General features: G+C 73.8%; 10 protein-coding genes and 1 riboswitch. Of the genes, 3 read left to right on the top strand and 7 right to left on the bottom strand.

Annotated elements, in window-relative coordinates:
- Nucleotides 1–15: 15 nt before the first annotated feature.
- Together ACWCYO_RS03960 and ACWCYO_RS03955 are read right to left on the bottom strand one after the other, a co-directional pair.
- Nucleotides 16–1,545: a UDP-N-acetylglucosamine 1-carboxyvinyltransferase gene (locus tag ACWCYO_RS03960; protein ID WP_270142048.1), complete on the bottom strand. Its 1,530-nt coding sequence runs from the start codon at nt 1,543–1,545 to the stop codon at nt 16–18.
- A 188-nt stretch (nt 1,546–1,733) separates the two neighbouring features.
- Nucleotides 1,734–2,936, bottom strand: coding sequence for a cobalt-precorrin-5B (C(1))-methyltransferase (locus ACWCYO_RS03955; protein ID WP_270142049.1), 1,203 nt, complete (start codon nt 2,934–2,936; stop codon nt 1,734–1,736).
- 321 nt (nt 2,937–3,257) lie between these two features.
- Here ACWCYO_RS03955 and ACWCYO_RS03950 point away from each other — a divergent pair, with 321 nt between their 5' ends.
- The gene (locus ACWCYO_RS03950; protein WP_449783251.1) at nt 3,258–4,997 is read left to right on the top strand and encodes a TIGR03767 family metallophosphoesterase; all 1,740 of its coding nucleotides are present in this window, start codon (nt 3,258–3,260) and stop codon (nt 4,995–4,997) included.
- Nucleotides 4,998–5,177: 180 nt separating this feature from the next.
- Here the strand turns inward: ACWCYO_RS03950 and ACWCYO_RS03945 are convergent, their stop codons facing one another.
- Genes ACWCYO_RS03945 through ACWCYO_RS03935 form a run of 3 tightly spaced genes read right to left on the bottom strand, consistent with a single transcriptional unit; the run spans nt 5,178 to nt 8,640 of the window.
- Nucleotides 5,178–6,695 (bottom strand): precorrin-2 C(20)-methyltransferase, encoded by a 1,518-nt coding sequence (locus ACWCYO_RS03945; protein ID WP_270142053.1) that lies wholly within the window; start codon nt 6,693–6,695, stop codon nt 5,178–5,180.
- Nucleotides 6,692–7,318, bottom strand: coding sequence for a precorrin-8X methylmutase (locus ACWCYO_RS03940; RefSeq protein ID WP_270142055.1), 627 nt, complete (start codon nt 7,316–7,318; stop codon nt 6,692–6,694). The genes ACWCYO_RS03945 and ACWCYO_RS03940 overlap by 4 nt, the downstream gene beginning before the upstream one ends.
- On the bottom strand, nt 7,315–8,640 hold the full coding sequence (locus ACWCYO_RS03935; RefSeq protein WP_449783250.1) for a cobalamin biosynthesis protein CobG: 1,326 nt from the start codon (nt 8,638–8,640) through the stop codon (nt 7,315–7,317). The genes ACWCYO_RS03940 and ACWCYO_RS03935 overlap by 4 nt, the downstream gene beginning before the upstream one ends.
- A gap of 261 nt (nt 8,641–8,901) precedes the next feature.
- Nucleotides 8,902–8,987, top strand: a riboswitch (cobalamin riboswitch).
- A 157-nt stretch (nt 8,988–9,144) separates the two neighbouring features.
- Between ACWCYO_RS03935 and cobN the strand changes: the two genes are divergently transcribed.
- On the top strand, nt 9,145–12,801 hold the full coding sequence (cobN, locus tag ACWCYO_RS03930) for a cobaltochelatase subunit CobN (protein ID WP_449783249.1): 3,657 nt from the start codon (nt 9,145–9,147) through the stop codon (nt 12,799–12,801).
- Between the two features lie 114 nt (nt 12,802–12,915).
- Entirely contained in the window at nt 12,916–14,505 is a 1,590-nt protein-coding gene (lnt, locus tag ACWCYO_RS03925; protein WP_449783248.1) for an apolipoprotein N-acyltransferase, read from the top strand.
- Here the strand turns inward: lnt and ACWCYO_RS03920 are convergent.
- Together ACWCYO_RS03920 and ACWCYO_RS03915 are read right to left on the bottom strand one after the other, a co-directional pair.
- A complete protein-coding gene (locus ACWCYO_RS03920; protein WP_449783247.1) occupies nt 14,502–15,278 on the bottom strand; it encodes a VOC family protein in 777 nt (258 codons plus the stop codon). The two genes, lnt and ACWCYO_RS03920, sit on opposite strands and share 4 nt — an antisense overlap.
- An 82-nt stretch (nt 15,279–15,360) precedes the next feature.
- Nucleotides 15,361–16,269: an NADP-dependent oxidoreductase gene (locus ACWCYO_RS03915; protein ID WP_449783246.1), complete on the bottom strand. Its 909-nt coding sequence runs from the start codon at nt 16,267–16,269 to the stop codon at nt 15,361–15,363.
- Nucleotides 16,270–16,455: the final 186 nt, after the last annotated feature.

Raw genomic sequence — 16,455 nt, 5'->3', positions numbered from 1 at the left:
CGCGGTGATCCTCCGTCAGATGTCGCGGAAGGTCTCGATCTGGGCGCCGATCGAGTTGAGGCGCTCGGCGAGGTCCTCGTAACCGCGGTTGATGACGTAGACGTTGCGCAGCACGGAGGTGCCCTGGGCGGCGAGCATCGCGAGCAGGATGACCACGGCGGGGCGCAGCGCGGGCGGGCACATCATTTCGGCGGCGCGCCAGCGGGTCGGGCCCTGAACCAGCACCCGGTGCGGGTCGAGCAGCTTGACGTCCGCGCCGAGCCGGGTCAGCTCGGTGAGGTAGATCGCGCGGTTGTCGTAGACCCAGTCGTGGATCATCGTGGTGCCGTGGGCGGCCGCGGCGATGGCGGCGAAGAACGGCACGTTGTCTATGTTGATGCCGGGGAACGGCATCGGGTGGATGGTGTCGATCGGCGCGGTCAGCTTGGAGGGGCGCACGGTGAGGTCGACCAGGCGGGTCTGGCCGTTGTGGGCCCGGTACTCGGGGGTCCGGTCGTAGTCGAGGCCCATGCCCTCCAGCACCGCGAGCTCGATCTCCAGGAACTCGATCGGCACCCGGCGGATGGTCAGCTCGGAGGAGGTGACCACGGCGGCGGCGAGCAGGCTCATCGCCTCCACCGGGTCCTCGGCCGGGGTGTAGTCGACGTCGCAGGTGATCTGCGGGACGCCGTGGACGGTGAGGGTGGTGGTGCCGATGCCCTCGATCCGGACGCCCAGCTTCTCCAGGAAGAAGCAGAGGTCCTGGACCATGTAGTTGGGCGAGGCGTTGCGGATGACGCTGACGCCGTCGTGCCGCGCGGCGGCCAGCAGGGCGTTCTCGGTGACGGTGTCCCCGCGCTCGGTCAGCACGATGGGGCGGTCCAGCGGGGTGCCCGGCTCGACCGAGGCGTGGTAGGCGCCGCCGGTGGTGGCGACCTCCAGGCCGAAGCGGCGCAGCGCGGTCAGGTGCGGCTGGACGGTGCGGGTGCCGAGGTCGCAGCCGCCCGCGTACGGGATGGCGAAGCGCTGGGCGCGGTGCATCAGCGGGCCGAGGAACATCAGCACGCTGCGGGTGCGGCGGGCGGCCTCGACGTCCATCGCGGCGAGGTCGAGCTCGGCGGGCGGGGTGAGTTCGAGGTCGCGGCCGTCGTTCAGCCAGCGGCTCTTGACGCCGATGCTGGTGAGCACCTCGAGGATGCGGTAGACCTCCTCGATCCGGGCGACGCTGCGGATCGTGGTGCGGCCGGTGGTCAGCAGCGAGGCGCACAGGATCGCGACGCAGGCGTTCTTGCTGCTGCGGACGTCGATGGCGCCGGAGAGCCGGGTGCCGCCGGTGACGCGCAGGTGCATCGGGCCGGAGTAGCCGAGGGAGACGATCTCGCTGTTGAGGGCTTCGCCGATGCGGGCGATCATCTCAAGGCTGACGTTCTGCTTGCCCTGTTCGATGCGGTTGACCGCGCTCTGGCTGGTGCCGAGTGCCTCTCCGAGCTGCGCCTGGGACCAGCCGCGGTGCTGGCGCGCGGTACGGATGAGAGTGCCGATACGGGTGAGGTAGTCGCCTGTCACTCGGCAGACCATATCTCATGGTTGAGATGACGACGGAATCAAGGGCGAGCGTGATGCCACTTTTGTCCGTTTCCTACGCCGCATGAATGTCAGATCTTCACATCACCACGCGAAAGTGTTGAGGTTTCGCTGAGCAGGGCGCACACCCGACTCGACGCGCTCAGCGGGCGAACGGTTCCGTTTTGACGTCAGGAGCCGAGCGGTTCCGCCCGGCCGACGATGGTGCCCGCGCGGTCGATGCAGATGACGTCCACCGCGACGGGCGAACCGAGCAGCACGCCGAGCGCCGTCGCCCGGGCCGCCTCGGCGACCAGGTCACCGAGCGGCACCTCGGCCGTCCGGCAGAGTTGCACCGCCTCCAGCCCGGTGTTGGCCGCCGCCACCGCCGCGACCAGCTCCTCGTCCGCCCCGCCGCGCCGGGCCAGTTCGGCCAGGTACCCCTTGTCCACCTGGGAGCGCGCCGAGTGCAGGTCGAGGTGGCCGTAGGCGAGCTTGGAGAGCTTGGCGAAGCCGCCCGCGATGGTCAGCCGCGGCACCGGGTGGCGCTTGAGGTACTTGAGGACGGCCCCGGCGAAGTCGCCCATGTCGAGCAGCGCGTCCTCGGGCAGCCCGTGCACCGCGACCGCGACCTTCTCCGAGGTCGAACCGGTGCAGCCCGCCACGTGGGTGCGCCCGGCCGCCCGGGCCACGTCCACCCCGCGGCGGATGGAATCGATCCAGGCCGAGCAGGAGTAGGGGACGACGATCCCGGTGGTGCCGAGGATGGACAGGCCGCCGAGGATGCCGAGGCGGGGGTTCCAGGTCGAGCGGGCGATCTCCTCGCCGTGGTCGACGGAGACCTCGACCACCACGTCCCCGCTGCCACCGTGCGCCGCCGCCACCTCGGCCACGACCTCGCGGATCATCTGCCGGGGCACCGGGTTGATCGCGGGCTCGCCGACCGCCAGCGGCAGGCCCTCCTTGGTGACCGTCCCGACGCCGGGGCCGGCCCGGAACACCACCCCGGCGCCGGGTTCGCCGGGCCGTACGGTCGCGCGGACCAGGGCGCCGTGGGTCACGTCGGGGTCGTCGCCGGCGTCCTTGACCACCCCGGCCATGGCGCTGACCCGTTCCTCGCCGGAGGGGGTCGGCTGCTCGGCCGCATTCGGCTGCTCGGCGCTCGTGGCCGGCGGCTCGGCCACGGTCAGCTGCTCCGCGGCGAGGGCGAAGGCGGGCTGCTGGCCCTTGGGGAGGGTGATGGTGACCGGATCCGGGAACTCGCCGGTGAGCAGCGCGGTGTACGCGGCCTTGGTGGCGGCAGTGGCGCAGGCGCCCGTCGTCCAGCCGTGTCGCAGCCCGCTGCTCTTCAGCTGGCCGGCCCGGCCTCCCGCCTCGGCACCCGCTGCGGCCACCTGCGCCTCGCTTCCGCACTGCCGGGGCGGCGCGCACCGCCCCTCGTCCCGTCGGCGGCCGCACCGGCCGTCGCCGCCGATTTTCCCCCATCCGTCCGGCTGCGCCCCGACCGGGGGTCGGCCGACTCCGCCGTGGGCGGGCCGGGGTGCTCGACGGTGGGCCCGCGTTCCCGAAGAGTTCTCCGCCCGGGCCTAACGCCCGGCGACTACCCATGGGTAATCTGGCGGTCCGCCAGAAGCGGGTTCATGACACTCAGGTCCGGTGGGCGGGACGTTACTTCCCGGCCGGGCCGTCAGCATGTGGGGGTTTTTGTGGCAGGCATGAAACGACGTACGTTCATCACCGGTACGTCGGTGGCCGCCGCCTGGTCGGCCCTGTCCTTGGGCGGCGCGCAGCTCGCCTCGGCCGCGACGCGGGACCGGGCGCTGGCGACCACGGCCGCGCGGGCGGTCAACACCGCCGGGACGACCTTGGAGCAGGTGGCCACGCCGTCCGGCACCGGTTCCTACAAGCGGCTCACGGCGGGGCCGGGGTGGCCGCTGGTGGTGCGCGGGGAGCTCGCGGCGCCGGGCGCCGGGCGGGACGACCGCCGCACCGGGCTGGCCAGCTTCGTCCAGTTCAGCGACCTGCACCTGGTGGACACCGAATCCCCGGTGCGCTTCGAGTTCCTGGCCAAGTACAACGACAGCGCCTACCGGCCGCAGGAGGCCCTGAACGCCCGGGGCGTCTCGGCGCTCGTGGAGCGGGTCAACTCGCTCGACGGCGGTCCCTACACCGGGATGCCGTTCAGCATGGTGATGGCCACCGGTGACAACACCGACAACCACGAGCTGGCCGAACTCGACTGGTACCTCACCGTCATGGGCGGTGGGCGGATGGCCCAGAACACCGGCGACCCGACCCGCTACGAGGGCGTGCAGAACTCCGGCAACTCGGGCTTCTGGAACCCCGAGGTCGCCTACGCCGACGTCTACAAGGCGAAGGGCTTCCCGCAGATACCCGGCTTCCTGTCCGCGGCCGGCCGGCCCTTCGACGCGCCGGGCCTGAAGACCCCCTGGTACACCACGGTCGGCAACCACGACGACAGCATCGAGGGCTCGCTGCCGGACTTCGGGCTGCTGAACGACCTCTACACGGGCGGGCTCAAGCTGGAGGGCTGCGACGACGCGACCGCCGCCCAGCTGATGGACTCGCTGCGCCGCGACCCGGCGGGCGCCGTACTGCTGCTCGCCAAGCTGCTCGCGAACGGCGAGGCGGTGCGCCGGGTGACCCCGGACGAGCGCCGGCACCCGTTCACCCTCAAGGAGTTCGCCAAGGCCCACCTCAACCCGGCCGTCACCGGCGCCGGTCCGTTCGGGCACGGCTTCACCTCGGACATGGTGGGCAGCGGCAAGCTCTACTACACCTTCCGGATCTCGGAGAAGGTGGTCGGCATCAGCCTGGACACCACCAACCAGGCCGGGTTCGCCGACGGTTCGCTCGGCACCGCGCAACTGCGCTGGCTGGAGCAGCAGTTGAAGGATCACAGCGGGCACTGGTACGACACCAACGGGAACCGGGTCACGGGTGGCAGCACCGACGACGTGATCCTCGTCTTCAGCCACCACACCAGCGGCTCGATGGGCAACCTGCTGCCGGACCCGCGCAACATCTTCGAGAAGCGGCACGACGGCAACGAGCTGGTCGCGCTGCTGCAGCGTTACCCGAACGTGGTCGCCTGGGTGAACGGGCACACCCACATGAACAAGATCACGGCGCACGGGCACGCGGTGCCGGAGCGGGCGTTCTGGGAGATCAACACCGCCTCGCACATCGACTACCCGCAGCACGGCCGCATCATCGAGATCGCGGACAACGGGGACGGCACGCTGTCGCTGTTCACCACGCTGATCGAGTCCTCCGCGCCGTACACGACGGACTTCGGCAGCACCTCGGACGCCAACCTGGCGGCGCTGTACCGCGAGCTGTCGTACAACGACCCGAACGGGAGGGTCTCCGCCCTGCTGGGCGCCGGGGAGGACCACAACACCGAGCTGCTGATCACCAAGCCGACCCGATGACGCGGTCGGAGCGGGCCGCGCGGGCGTGATCGCCGACGGATAGCGGAGAACGGCGGACCGCGCGGAGGGCGGACGGCGGACGGCGAACAGAAGACGGAAGACAGAAAACAGATGACAGCTAACAGATGATGAAATCTGTCAGCTGTCATCTGTCATTCGTCCGCCGTCACGCCGTCGCCGTCACGCCTCCGGGTACCGCCGGGGCGTCCAGACGACCTCCACGCCGCCGCCCCGCTCGACCGCCTGGGTCTGCGAGGAGCCGATCAGCAGGATGGTCCGCATGTCGACCAGCGCCGGGTCCAGCTCGCCCAGCCGGACGATCCGGATCCGCTCGGTCGGCCCGCCGACGTCGCGGGCCATCACCACCGGGGTCTCCGGCGCGCGGTACTCCAGCAGCAGCTCCCGGGCGAGGCCGACCTGGATGGTGCGGGACTTCGAGCCCGGGTTGTACAGCGCCAGCACGAGGTCCGCCTCGGCGGCGGCGCGCAGCCGCTTCGCCACCACGTCCCAGGGCTTGAGCCGGTCCGACAGGGACACCACCGCGTAGTCGTGCCCCAGCGGGGCCCCGGCCCGGGAGGCGGCCGCGTGGGCGGCGGTCATCCCGGGGACGATCCGCACCGGCACGTCCCGGTAGTCCGGCTCGCAGGCGACCTCCAGCACGGCGGTGGCCATCGCGAAGACGCCCGGGTCGCCCGAGGAGACCACGCAGACCCGGTGCCCGCGCCGGGCGAGGTCCAGGGCGAATTCGGCGCGCTCCGACTCCACCTTGTTGTCCGAGCCGTGCCGCCGCTGCCCCGGCCGCTCCGGCACCCGGTCCAGGTAGGTGGTGTAGCCGACCAGGTCGGTGGCCTCGGCCAGTGCGCCGCGCGCCTCGGGGGTGAGCCAGAGCGGTCCGGCCGGCCCGGTGCCGACCACGGTCACGCTGCCCACGCCGTCCGCGAGCCGTACGGTCGGCTCCAGCGGCGCGACCTTGCTCGGCAGCACCGCGACCGAGAAGTACGGCACGCTCTCCCCGTCGACCTCGGCGAGCGGCGCGATGCGCTCCCCGTCCATGAAGGCGCGCTCGACGTACTGGGCGTCGTCCAGTCGCCCCGCCCGCTCCAGCGCCCGCCGGACGGCCGGGAAGGTGCGCCCGAGCTTCATGATCACGGCGGAGTCGGCGGAGGCGATCCGCGCGGTCAGCTCCTCCTCGGGCAGGGTGCCCGGGATGACGGTGAGCGTCTCCTCGGCCTCGGTCAGCGGCTGTCCGAGCCGGGCCGCCGCCGCGCTGACCGAGGTCACGCCGGGCACCACCTCGGTCGGGTAGCGGTGCGCGAGCCGCTTGTGCATGTGCTGGTACGAGCCGTAGAACAGCGGGTCGCCCTCGGCGAGGACGACGACGTCGCGACCGGCGTCCAGATGGGCGGCCAGCCGGGCGGCGGCCTCCTCGTAGAACTCGTCCAGCGCGCCCCGGTAGCCGCCGGGGTGGTCGGTGGTCTCGACGGTGAGCGGGTAGACCAGCTTCTCCTCGATCTGACCACCGGTCAGGTAGCGTTCGGCGATCGAGCGCGCGATGGACCGGCCGTGCCGGGCGCTGTGGTACGCCACCACGTCGGCCTTGCCGATGAGTTCGGCGGCGCGGACGGTCACCAGCGACGGGTCGCCCGGGCCGAGCCCGACGCCGTACAGTCGACCGGGCGTGGTCTGAGGCGCCGTCACTCTTCCTCGCTCGCAATCGCGTTGATGGCGGCGGCGGCGATCGCGCTGCCACCGCGCCGGCCGCGCACCACCAAGTGCTCCAGGCCGGAGGGGTGTTCGGCCAGGGCCTGCTTGGACTCGGCGGCACCGATGAAGCCCACCGGGACGCCGATCACCGCGGCCGGCCGCGGCGCGCCCGCCTCGATCATCTCCAGCAGCCGGAACAGCGAGGTCGGCGCGTTGCCGACGGCGACCACCGCGCCCTCCAGCCGGGGCAGCCACAGCTCCATGGCCGCCGCGCTGCGGGTGTTGCCCATCTTGCGGGCGAGTTCCGGCACCGACGGGTCGGTGAGGGTGCAGATCACCTCGTTGTCGGCGGGCAGCCGCTTGCGGGTGACTCCGCTCGCGACCATGTTGACGTCGCAGAGGATGGGCGCACCGGCGTGCAGCGCCGCGCGTGCCGAGGCGACCACGCCGGGCGAGTACACCAGGTCCTCGACCAGGTCGGTCATCCCGCAGGCGTGGATCATCCGCACCGCGACCTGGGAGACGTCCGCCGGGAGGGCGGCCAGATCGGCCTCCGCACGGATGGTGGCAAAGGACTGGCGGTAGATGGACGCGCCGTCCTTCTCGTACTCGATCAATTCGTGGTCCTCCTGGCCTCGGCGACCGCCTCGGCCGTCTCCTCGTTCCTCACGTCCACGGGAACGCCCGCGGTCGTGGTGGGCCCGTTCACCGTCACCCGGTAGCCGTGCCCCGTGGCGAGCACGTCCACCCACCGCCCGGCCGGATGGCCGCAGCGCCGTTCACAGCCGGACCAGTGGACGGGCAGTCCGCCGCTCCTCGCCCCCGCTGCTGCCGCCGTCTCCTTCTCCAACGCCCGGGCCGCGTCGGCCCTTACGTCGGCCAGGGACTTGGCGCAGCCCGGCAGCCCGGTGCAGGCGGTGGCCCGCTCCCAGGCCGAGCCGGGCTCGATCCGGAACCCGGCCGCCGCCAGCGCGGGCAGCCGGTCGGCCGGGGCTCCGGGCAGCACCGCGCCGCGCCAGGGGGTCAGCCGCAGTTCGCCGGCCGAGGCGGCGACCAGCGCGCGCCACTGCGCGGCGCTCGCCCGCCCGAAGCGCATGCCCACCGAGAGCCCACCGCGCAACGCGCCGACGGGGGCGGCGCCGGCGGACGAGACGGCGGCGGACGAGACGGCGGTAGGCAGCGGTACGGAGCCCGCCGGCAGCAGGTCGGGCACCTCGCGCAGGTGCCAGGCCTTGCGGCCACTGCCGCGCAGCGCGTCCAGGAAGGCGTGGGCCGCGTCCAGCACGGCCGTCACCTCCTGCCCGGCCTCGACCGGGTGTCCGTGGGTGGCCCGCCCGAGGCGCAGCAGCGCGGGGCCGGCCGAGGCCGCACCCAGCGAAGTCCCGCCCGCCGAAGTCCCGCCGCCCGAAGTCCCGCCGCCCGAAGCTGCGATCAATGTCACATCAGCGTCGAGCGCGGCGACGTCGCCCCGCCCGTCGTCCAGCGCGAACAGGAACTTGCCGGAGAGTCCGGCCGCCCAGTCGCTCGCGCACAGCCGCGCGTCCAGTTCCCGTACCCAGGCCTGCACGTCGGCGCTTCCGAGGTCGTCCAGCCCGGCCAGCGGCGAGGCGACGATGTTGCGCACCCGCTCGTGGGTGTCCGAGGGCAGCAGCCCGACGGCGCGCAGCCGCTCGGCGAGTTCCGCCCCGCAGTCCGGGGCCAGGCCGCGGAGTTGGACGTTTCCGCGCGAGGTGGTCTCCAACTCCCCGTCGCCCAGGGCCTCGGCCGCCTCGGCCAGGGCCAGCGCCTGACGTTCCGTCAGCAGACCGCCGGGCAACCGGACCCGGGCGAGTCCGCCGTCGTCGGCGGTGTGCAGGCGAAGCGCCCCTGGGCAGGCGTCCGCACGCCCCCGGTCGGGCACGGCGGCGCCCGGCGCGGTGGCGTCGGGTGTCGGTGGCATGGCGGCGAGCATACAGATGATCCGATCGGTTGCCTCCGTCCGCTGCATCACACCCAGCAGCACACCGGGCACCCCACGCCGCGCCCCCAGGGGCACCCTGCGCCCGTCCGTGCGCAGGGCGACGGCCCGCTCGCGTGCCGGGCGACGACCCGTCCGTGCGCCGGGCGAGGTGAAGGCGGCTCTCCCCGAGGTCAGTCGCACCCCGTACGATGCTCGCGGGCGGTCCCAGCGGGCCGCCCGCACGCCAGCGACGGCGCAGGGGAGGAAACCGGTGCAAGCCCGGTGCGGTCCCGCCACTGTGACCGCGGCTCACCGGGAAGCCGGTCGGCCGCGGGAGCCAGGAACTCCCGCCGTCCTCCACCGGCCCGGGGCGCGGACCCCGAGGAAGGCAGAAATGCACCACCGCTGTCGCACGCCCGCGCCCGTTCCCTCGGCCACCACCGCGGCCGCCCCGGCCACCACTGCGGCCATCCTGGCCACCGACGAGGCCGGGAGGGCCTTCGCATGATCCTGCTGCTGTCGACGTCCGACACCGACCTGCTCAGCGCCCGCGCCTCGACGGGCCCGGTCCCGTACCGGCTCGGCAACCCGGCCCGGCTGACCCCCGAGGACCTGCCCGCGCTGCTGGAGGGCACCGAGCTGGTCGTGGTCCGTCTGCTCGGCGGACGCCGCGCCTGGCAGGAGGGCCTGGACGCACTGCTGGCCGGCCCCCGCCCGGTGGTGGTGCTGACCGGTGAGCAGGCCCCCGACGCCCAGTTGATGGAGCTGTCCACCGTCCCGGCCGGCATCGCCGCCGAGGCGCACGCCTACCTCGCCCACGGCGGGGCGGCCAACCTGGCCGAGCTTGGCGCCTTCCTCTCCGACACCGTGCTGCTGACCGGCCACGGCTTCGCCCCGCCCGCCTCCGCCCCCGCCTGGGGCCCGCTGGAGCGCGAAGCCCGCAGCGATGGCAACCGCGGAGACGACACCCGCGGCGCTGACGTCCCCACGATCGCCGTGCTCTACTACCGGGCCCACCACATGAGCGGCAACACCGCCTTCGTGGAGACGCTCTGCCGGGCCATCGAGGACCAGGGCGCCCGGGCCCGGGCCTACTACTGCGCCTCACTGCGCGGCGCCGAACCCGAGCTGCTGGCCGAACTGGGCGCGGCCGACGCCATCGTCACCACCGTGCTCGCCGCCGGCGGCACCCGCCCGGCCGACGCCCAGGCCGGCGGGGACGAGGAGGCCTGGGACGCCGGCGCGCTGGCCGCCCTCGACCGCCCGATCCTGCAGGCGCTCTGCCTCACCTGGTCGCGCGCCCAGTGGGAGGCCAGCGACGACGGCCTGTCCCCGCTGGACACCGCCACCCAGGTCGCGGTGCCGGAGTTCGACGGCCGGCTGATCACCGTCCCGTTCTCCTTCAAGGAGCTGGACGAGGACGGCCTGACGGTCTACGCCGCCGACCCGGAGCGCGCCGCCCGCGTCGCCGGCACCGCCGTCCGCCACGCCCGGCTGCGCCACGTCCCGGCCGCCGAGCGCCGCCTCGCGCTGGTGCTGTCCGCCTACCCGACCAAGCACGCCCGGGTCGGCAACGCCGTCGGCCTGGACACCCCGGCCAGCGCCGTCCGGCTGCTGCACCGGCTGCGCGAGGAGGGCATGGACCTCGGGACCGACCTGCCGGGCCTGGACGACGTCGCCGCGAGCGGGCGAGTCACAGCCCACGAGGGCGACGCGATCATCCACGCCCTGATCGCCGCCGGCGGCTACGACCAGGACTGGCTCACCGAGGACCAGCTGGCCCGCAACCCGGTCCGCATCCCCGCCGCCGACTACCGCCGCTGGTACGCCACGCTCCCCCAGGGCCTGCGCGACCAGGTCGAGCAGCACTGGGGCCCGGCCCCCGGCGAGCTGTACGTCGACCGCTCGCAGAACCCGGACGGCGACATCGTGCTCGCCGCGATCCGCTCCGGGAACCTGCTGGTGCTCATCCAGCCGCCGCGCGGCTTCGGCGAGAACCCGGTCGCCATCTACCACGACCCCGACCTGCCGCCGAGCCACCACTACCTGGCCGCCTACCGCTGGATCGCGGCCGCCCAGGAGGACGGCGGGTTCGGCGCCCACGCCGTCATCCACCTCGGCAAGCACGGCAACCTGGAGTGGCTGCCCGGCAAGACCGCCGCGCTGTCCGCCGAGTGCGGCCCGGACGCCGTCCTCGGCGACCTCCCGCTGATCTACCCCTTCCTGGTCAACGACCCGGGCGAGGGCACCCAGGCCAAGCGCCGCGCCCACGCCACGCTCGTCGACCACCTCGTCCCGCCGATGGCCCGCGCCGACTCCTACGGCGACATCGCGCGCTTGGAGCAACTGCTCGACGAGCACTCCAACATCGCCGCGATGGACCCGGCCAAGCTGCCCGCGATCCGCGCCCAGATCTGGACCCTGATCCAGGCCGCCAAGCTGGACCACGACCTCGGCCTGGAAGAGCGCCCCGAGGACGACGGCTTCGACGACTTCCTGCTGCACGTCGACGGCTGGCTGTGCGAGGTCAAGGACGCCCAGATCCGCGACGGTCTGCACGTCCTCGGCCAGGCCCCGGTCGGCACCGACCGGGTCAACATCGTGCTCGCCATCCTGCGCGCCCGGCAGATCTGGGGCGGCGTCAACGCCCTCCCCGGCCTGCGCGAGGCGCTCGGCCTGGACGAGGCGGCGCTCACCCTCGGTGCCACCGACGCGGCCGAGGCCCAGGCCCGTGCGCTGGTGGAGGCGATGGAGGCGGCGGACTGGGCGCCCGAGGCGGTGGAGAAGGTCGCCGCGGGGTTCCCGGAGGCCGTCCGCGAGGTGCTCGCCTTCGCCGCCACCCAGGTGGTGCCGCGCCTGGCCGCCACCACCGACGAGCTGGACGCCGTGCTGCACGCGCTCCGGGGCGGCTTCGTCCCGGCCGGTCCGTCCGGCTCCCCGCTGCGCGGCCTGGTCAACGTGCTGCCGACCGGCCGCAACTTCTACTCCGTCGACCCGAAGGCCGTCCCCAGCAAGCTCGCCTGGGAGACCGGCCAGGCGCTCGCCGCCTCGCTGGTCGACCGCTACCGGGCCGACAACGACGGGGCCTACCCGCCCTCGGTCGGGCTCTCGCTCTGGGGCACCAGCGCGATGCGCACCGCGGGTGACGACATCGCCGAGGCCTTCGCCCTGCTCGGCGTCCGCCCGGTCTGGGACGACGCCTCGCGCCGGGTCACCGGCCTGGAGCCGATCCCGCTCGAGGAGCTCGGCCGCCCGCGCATCGACGTCACGCTGCGCATCTCCGGTTTCTTCCGGGACGCCTTCCCGCACGTCGTCGCCCTGCTGGACGACGCGGTGCGCCTGGCCGCCGCCCAGGAGGAGGCCGCCTCGGACAACTTCGTCCGGGCGCACGTGCAGGCCGACCTCGCGGTGCACGGCGACGAGCGCAAGGCCACCGTCCGCGTCTTCGGCTCCCGCCCGGGCACGTACGGCGCCGGCCTGCTCCAGCTGATCGACAGCCGGGACTGGCGCACCGACGCCGACCTCGCCGAGGTGTACACCGTCTGGGGCGGCTACGCGTACGGCCGGGGGCTGGACGGGCGCCCGGCGCGCGAGGAGATGGAGACCGCGTACAAGCGGATCACCGTCGCCGCGAAGAACACCGACACCCGCGAGCACGACATCGCCGACTCGGACGACTACTTCCAGTACCACGGCGGCATGGTGGCCACCGTGCGCGCCCTCACCGGCAAGGCCCCGACCGCCTACATCGGCGACTCGACCCGCCCGGAGACGGTCCGCACCCGCACCCTGACCGAGGAGGCCGCCCGCGTCTTCCGCGCCCGGGTGGTCAACCCGCGCTGGATCGAGGCGATGCGCCGCCACGGCTACAAGGGGGCCTTCGAGATGGCCGCGACGGTCGACTACCTGTTCGGCTACGACGCCACGACCGGCGTGGTCGCGGACTGGATGTACGAGAAGCTGACCCAGGAGTACGTCCTCGACCCGGTCAACCGCGAGTTCCTGGCGGGCGCCAACCCGTGGGCGCTGCACGGGATCAGCGAGCGCCTGCTGGAGGCGGCGAGCCGCGGGCTGTGGGAGCAGCCGGACCCGGAGCTGATCGAGCAGCTGCAGGCGGCGTTCCTGGAGACCGAGGGCGACCTGGAGGGCGACGAGGGCTGACGAGGGCCGAGGCCCCGGCGACCGAGCGGCGGCCGCCGTCTTCCCCAGGGGGAGGCGTCAACCGCGCGTGACGCCATCTGGCACGGACCGCCACCCGAGCGGACAATGCGGGGCATGTCACGCCGCATCGCCACCGTCAGCCCGGCCCGGAGCACGGCCCCCACGGAGCAGCGGGGGCCGCGCGCGCCCCACCGGTACCGGGCGCGGTTCGGGGCGCTGGCCGCCGGGGCCGTACCGGTGGTGGCGTTCCCGGCGCCGGGGCAGGCATGGCTCGCCTGGGTCGCACTCGTCCCGGGGCTGCTGCTGATGCAGCGGGCGCCGTCCGGGCGGGAGGCGGCGGTGCGCGGGTGGTGGTTCGGGGCGGGGTTCATCCTGACCGCGATGTACTGGCTGGTGCCGTCCATCGGGCCGGCGCTGCCGGTGCTCGCGGTGCTGTTCGGGGCGCTGCAGGCCGCCGTCGGGTACGCGGTGCACCGCCTGCTGCACCCGCCGCTGACCACCCGTCGGGCGCTGCTCGCGCTGCTGGTCGTCCCGGCGGTGTGGGTGACCACCGAGTACGCGCGGTCCTGGCACGCGCTCGGCGGGCCGTGGGCGCTGCTCGGCGCCACCCAGTGGCAGCACCCGGCGGTCCTCGGGCTGGCCTCGGCGGGCGGGATCTGGCTGGTCAGCGTGGCGGTGGCGGCGGTGAACACCGGCGTGCTGATCGCGCTGACGGCGGTGCACTGGCGGCCCCGGGCGGCCGCGGCGCTGGTGACCGTCCTGGTGCTGGCCGCCGGTCCGCTGCTGTTCGCGCTGCGCCCGGCGCCGGAAGGGGCCGGGGCGGTGACGGTGGCGCTGGTCCAGCCCGGCATCGTCGAGGACCCGCAGGCCCGGTTCGGGGCGAGCGCACGGGACACCGCCGCCCTGGTCCGGCAGCGGGTGGACTTGGTGGTGTGGGGCGAGAGCAGCACCACCGCCGACCTGGACCGCGACCCGGCCGCACTGGACGCGCTGCGCCGACTCGCCGCCACCACCGGCGCCGAGGTGATGGCCGGGGAGGACGCCCGCAAGGCCGACGGGCGGATCTCCAAGGACGCGGTGCTGGTCTCCCCGTCGGGGGTGGTGGACCGCTATCGCAAGATCCGGCTGGTGCCCTTCGGCGAGTACATCCCGCTGCGGCCGGTGCTCGGCTGGGTCGCCGGGGTCAGCCGGGCGGCGGGCGAGAACCGGGCGCCCGGCACCGCCTTCCACGTGCTGCCGGCCACCGACCGCTCGGGCCGGCCGCTGCCGGTCGGCGCGCTGATCTGCTTCGAGTCGGCCTTCCCGGACATGGCGCGCACCGCGGCGCGGGAGGGCGCCCGGGTGCTGGTCTACCAGTCCTCGACCTCGACCTTCCAGCGCACCTGGGCGCCCGAGCAGCACGTCGCGCTGGCGGCGATCCGGGCCGCCGAGACCGGGCGCCCGGCCGTCCAGGCGTCGCTGACCGGGGTCTCCGCGGCCTTCGACGCCCAGGGTCGGGAGCTGGCCCGGCTGGGCACCGGCGGCACCGGCGCGCTGACCGTGCGCCTGCCGCTCACCGCGCCCGGGACGGTGACCTGGTACGACCGGATCGGCGACGTGGTGCCGGTGGGCGCGCTGCTGGTCACGGTGGGCGCGACGGTGGCGGGCTGGCGCTCGCGCGCCGGGCGGCCGACGGCCGGGCCGGCCGCTCAGCCCGTCGGCTAGTTTTCTGCTTCTGCTTCCGCGGCGTCGCGGTAGATGCCGAACGCGGCGCCCTGGGCGTCGCGCAGCACGGCGATCCGCCGGCCGCCCGGCATGGAGACGGCGGGCATCAGCACGCCCGCGCCCATGGCGACCGCGCGGCTGACGGTGTTGTCGGCGTCGGCGACCGAGAAGTACGGCAGCCAGTGCGGCGGCACCTGGGGCGGGAAGCTGTCGTTCATCACCAGCATGCCGCCGAAGTCCTGGCCGTCCAGGCCCCACTGGGTGTACCGCTCGGACCGCGCGACGGACCAGCCGAAGACCTCCGGGTAGAAGGCCGCCGAGCCGGCCGCGTCCCGGGTGGCCAGTTCCACCCAGCCGAGCGAGCCGGGCTCGTTGAACACCCCGGCGCCCTTGAAGCCGCGGGCCTGCCAGAGGATGAAGACCGCGCCGGACGGGTCGGCGGCCACCGAGAAGCGGCCGAGGTCGAGCACGTCGGCGGGTTCCTTGAGGACCTTGCCGCCGGCCGCCTTGATCTTCGTCGCGGTGACCTCGGCGTCGGCGACCGCGAAGGCGACCGTCCAGGCCGTGGGCTGCTGCGGCGCGTACCGCGGGGTGACGGCGGCGACCGGTGCGTCGCCGAGGGACATCTGGGTGTAGCCGTCGTCCTCGGGGCGGACGTCGCTGTCGGCGCGCCAGCCGAACAGTTCGGCGTAGAAGGTCCGGGCGGCGGGCGGGTCGTCGGTGCCCAGCTCGACCCAGCAGGGGGCGTTGGTGGTGACGGAGGTCTGCTTCATGGCACTTGGCTCTCTGGGGTTTCGGGAGACTGTGACTGATGGATCGTCAAAACAGGTAGGTGTCAGGAGACTTCGATGGGTGTCAGGAGACTTCGATGACCACCTTGCCGCGGGCGTGCCCGGACTCGACCGCGGCGATCGCCTCGGCGGTGCGGGCGAACGGGTAGCGGCGGGTGACGTGCGGGTCGAGGTCGCCGGCGGCGACCAGGGCGGCGAGGGCGGCGAGGGTCTCGGAAGTGGTCGAGCGGGTGACGGGCCGACCGCCGAGTTCGGCGACGGTGGCGGGGTCGGCGGTGCTGACCAGCTCGGTACGGTCGGTGCGGACGGCGGCCACCTCGCGCAGGGCGTCGCCGCCGACCAGGTCGAGGATGGCGTCGACGCCGTCGGGGGCGGCCGCGGCGATCCGCTCGGCGACGCCTTCGCCGTAACGGACCTGGGTCGCGCCGAGGGACTCCACGTACGACCGGTTGGCGTCGCTCGCGGTGCCGAGCACGGTCTGGCCCTGGTCGCGGGCCAGCTGGGCGGCGGCGCCGCCGACCCCGCCGGCGACGCCGAGGATCAGCAGCGTCCGACCGGCCCCCAGGGCGAGTTGGCGGAGGGCGTCGTCGGCGGTGGCCACCGCGACGGCGAGCGTGGCAGCCAGGTCGAAGCCGACGGCCTCGGGCTTGAGGGCGCACAACTGCGCGCGCAGCAGGGTCTGTTCGGCGAAGGCCCCGGCGGCGGTGAGGCCGAACACCTCGTCGCCCGGGGTGAAGCCGGTGACCCCGGGGCCGACCCGCTGCACCACTCCGGCGGCCTCCTGGCCCATCACGGCCGGGAGTTCGCGCTCGCGGCCGAGGTAGCCCCGGCGGATCTTCCAGTCGACCGGGTTCACCCCGGCGGCCCGGACCGTGACCGCCAGCTGCCCCGGGCCGGGGTCGAGTACCGGACGGTCGAGGAACTCCTGGGTCTCCGGTCCGCCGTAGTCGACGAAGCCGAATGCCTTGGCCATCGATGATCCCACTCCTCGGGTAGCGGCCTGCGGCCCGTGCTCCCCCGCCCCAGCATGCGGGGCGCGGTGGGGTGAGGGCGGGCGCAGTGGGCCGAACGGGGGTGGGCGAACAAATGACGGCGAACAGATGACAGATTTCGAAATCTGTCATCTGTTCGCCGTTGGCTGTCTTCTGTCAGCTGTCCG

The sequence above is a fragment of the Kitasatospora sp. NPDC001683 genome, assembly GCF_053596495.1.
This window is presented reverse-complemented; position numbering and strand designations above follow the sequence as displayed.

Excerpts from the sequence above, each read along its gene's own strand:
- ACWCYO_RS03950 (WP_449783251.1), top strand. The coding sequence starts at position 3,258 with ATGAAACGACGTACGTTCATCACCGGTACGTCGGTGGCCGCCGCCTGG.
- ACWCYO_RS03935 (WP_449783250.1), bottom strand. The coding sequence starts at position 8,640 with ATGCCACCGACACCCGACGCCACCGCGCCGGGCGCCGCCGTGCCCGAC.
- cobN (WP_449783249.1), top strand. The coding sequence starts at position 9,145 with ATGATCCTGCTGCTGTCGACGTCCGACACCGACCTGCTCAGCGCCCGC.
- lnt (WP_449783248.1), top strand. The coding sequence starts at position 12,916 with ATGTCACGCCGCATCGCCACCGTCAGCCCGGCCCGGAGCACGGCCCCC.
- ACWCYO_RS03920 (WP_449783247.1), bottom strand. The coding sequence starts at position 15,278 with ATGAAGCAGACCTCCGTCACCACCAACGCCCCCTGCTGGGTCGAGCTG.
- ACWCYO_RS03915 (WP_449783246.1), bottom strand. The coding sequence starts at position 16,269 with ATGGCCAAGGCATTCGGCTTCGTCGACTACGGCGGACCGGAGACCCAG.